Source organism: Spiroplasma sp. ChiS (assembly GCF_002968355.1).
Taxonomy (GTDB): Bacteria; Bacillota_I; Bacilli_A; order Mycoplasmatales; family Mycoplasmataceae; genus Spiroplasma; species Spiroplasma citri.
Genome location: NZ_PUUH01000040.1, coordinates 1 through 2,530, shown reverse-complemented (window position 1 = coordinate 2,530; position 2,530 = coordinate 1). Strand labels below are relative to the sequence as shown.

Sequence of the window (2,530 nt, the reverse complement as noted above, 5' to 3'; positions counted from 1 at the left end):
AAATAGGAGATGTAATTTATATTCATAGTATAAAATATTATGCTAAAAGTAATAATCTTAAAGGTCTTTATCGTTGAGATGGTAATGGTGAACCACAAATACCTACCATTGATAAAAACACTGGTGAAATTACTGACTGAAAAGAACAAAAAAGAACTGAATAACAGTTCCTTTTTTATATTAATCGCACAAATTTCATAAAAATAATTAATAAAAAAATATTTGTTATTGTACTATACAATGCGGGATTAAATTTTCATACCTCGAAGATTTGACTAAAAAAACTATATACTGTTTCAAAAACCTTACCAACACCACTAGCTAATTCATTAACTTGTTTAACTCACCGCATTTTTAATATGAGCACCAAAATCTCATCAACCCTCTGGCGTTACATATTGTACTTGTCATCATTGTTTATCGGGGAACAACCCACCATTATTAATTTCTTGTCAATTATAAATCCCAAAATTAAAATCATAATATCGGTACATATCATTCTCTTTTTGTGCTTGCAATTCAAAAACATTATAACCGATTTTTTGTTCTTCAATTTTCTTATATTGCAAACCATATTTATTTTGTAAGTCACCACCAAAAACATAACCCGAATTTAACTTAATATCATAATTATTAGCAACCGAAAAATCATAATTAAAAACACTACCATAATTATTAATCGTATAAAACCGATTTTTAAATGCTGAATATAATTTAATATCTAATTGCTTATATTTATCTGAAAAATAAAAATATCGTGGGTAAATTTTAAAACCATTATTTACTAATAAACCATATTTTTTATTATAACCTTGAACATAAGTATTATTTTCTAAATCAAAAATCGTACGTAAATAATTAGTATAAAATTTCTGTGAAATCTTAAACATACTATTTAATAATTTATCAAATTGTAAATTATCGTTAATATTTTCACTCAACAAAATATTATTAAAATTTTGTAATTAAATTATCGTTAATATTTTCACTCAACAAAATATTATTAAAATTTTGTAATTTCAATTTTCAATAAAAGAACTACGATTTTGAAACACTGGCACCAATGCACTTGCAAAAAACGACTGTAAAAACTTAGATAAATCAAACTGACCGCTAAACTGTTGATAATACTTTAAATCTTTACTATTTAATGATGAATAAATTGAACCATTAAAATTAAAAACCTCACCCATTCCCGTTCGCATAAAACTAAAATTAAAACTTAAATCATCATTATTAATATTATTTAACTCTAAACTACCAGAAATAATTAAATTTGCTTCATCAACAGTCAAAATCATCCGATAAATTGCTTTTTTAATATTTTTAACATCCAACTCATCAACCGTCTCAAAATCAAAAATTATCCGCTTTGTACCAACCTTATTCGGATTTTCATAATCAGCACTTCCGCCTTGCTGAACCCTAATATTTTATTGCAAAACAGAATATAAAGACAAACCAATAAATTCTTTTACGCGAGTTTGTTGATAACTATTTCAGTCAGTAATTTCACCAGTGTTTTTATCAATGGTAGGTATTTGTGGTTCACCATTACCATCTCAACGATAAAGACCTTTAAGATTATTACTTTTAGCATAATATTTTATACTATGAATATAAATTACATCTCCTATTTTTTTTATATCAGATGTATCGTGTTTAAATTTAGCAATTTTTCATTCATTACTATTATTATCTTTTCAAATAACAAAATAATATTTATTATCAACATTATTTTCAAAAAAATTATAATCAGTAATTAATTTTCAATTATCTACTTTCAATTTAACTCTTGGATAATGATTTAGTAATTAATTTTCAATTATCTACTTTCAATTTAACTCTTGGATAATGATTTTCTTTATAGCGGTCAACATTTTCCACAATTTAGTTAAATCATTCAAAAAATTCTCTTTTTTAACATCATAAAATTTTTCAACCATATACTTATTTTTTAAACTATGTCATTGTCGATAATAATTCAAAAATATTTCATTAGGTTTATCATAAACAACTCCGGTTGAATAACTATCTTGTAAAAAATCTAAATACCATTTATCATTAAACAATAAATTTTTTGATGTTTTTAAAGTTGGATTAATAAAATAATTTGTTTCCGACCAATTTTCAAAAAAACTACTGCGTAAAAACATTGTATTAATAAAATCAGTTTCATTAATACCTTTACCAGTACTACTTTCTTGTTTAAGCGTATAATGCTCCTCATTTAAGGGTCTAAACGCCGTTAAAGTAATAAATGGAATAACCAAACCCAAAAAAGTTAAAATAAATATGGCAAATAAAGATAATGACTTACGCATTATTCTTTACCACCTTTCTTCTTTTTAAAATTAATTATAAATAAAATACATCAAACTAATTCAAATCAAAAATACAAATTTGCAACTAACATATATCAGAATAAAATACCAAACTCATTAATTAATTTATCTCATTTATAACATATATCAGAATAAAATACCAAACTCATTAATTAATTTATCTCATTTATCGTAAATTGATCCAA

Annotated in this window: 1 protein-coding gene and 1 pseudogene; both read right to left on the bottom strand. The window is 23.9% G+C overall.

Annotation, left to right across the window (positions count from 1 at the left end; translation table 4 throughout):
• Nucleotides 1-175 precede the first annotated feature (175 nt).
• Nucleotides 176-2,324, bottom strand: a pseudogene (locus tag C6B38_RS12280) (spiroplasma phage ORF1-like family protein).
• Nucleotides 2,324-2,494, bottom strand: a complete 171-nt coding sequence (locus C6B38_RS09625) for a hypothetical protein (RefSeq protein ID WP_162475804.1) — start codon at nt 2,492-2,494, stop codon at nt 2,324-2,326. Before C6B38_RS09625 ends, C6B38_RS12280 begins: the two are co-directional and overlap by 1 nt.
• Nucleotides 2,495-2,530 lie beyond the last annotated feature (36 nt).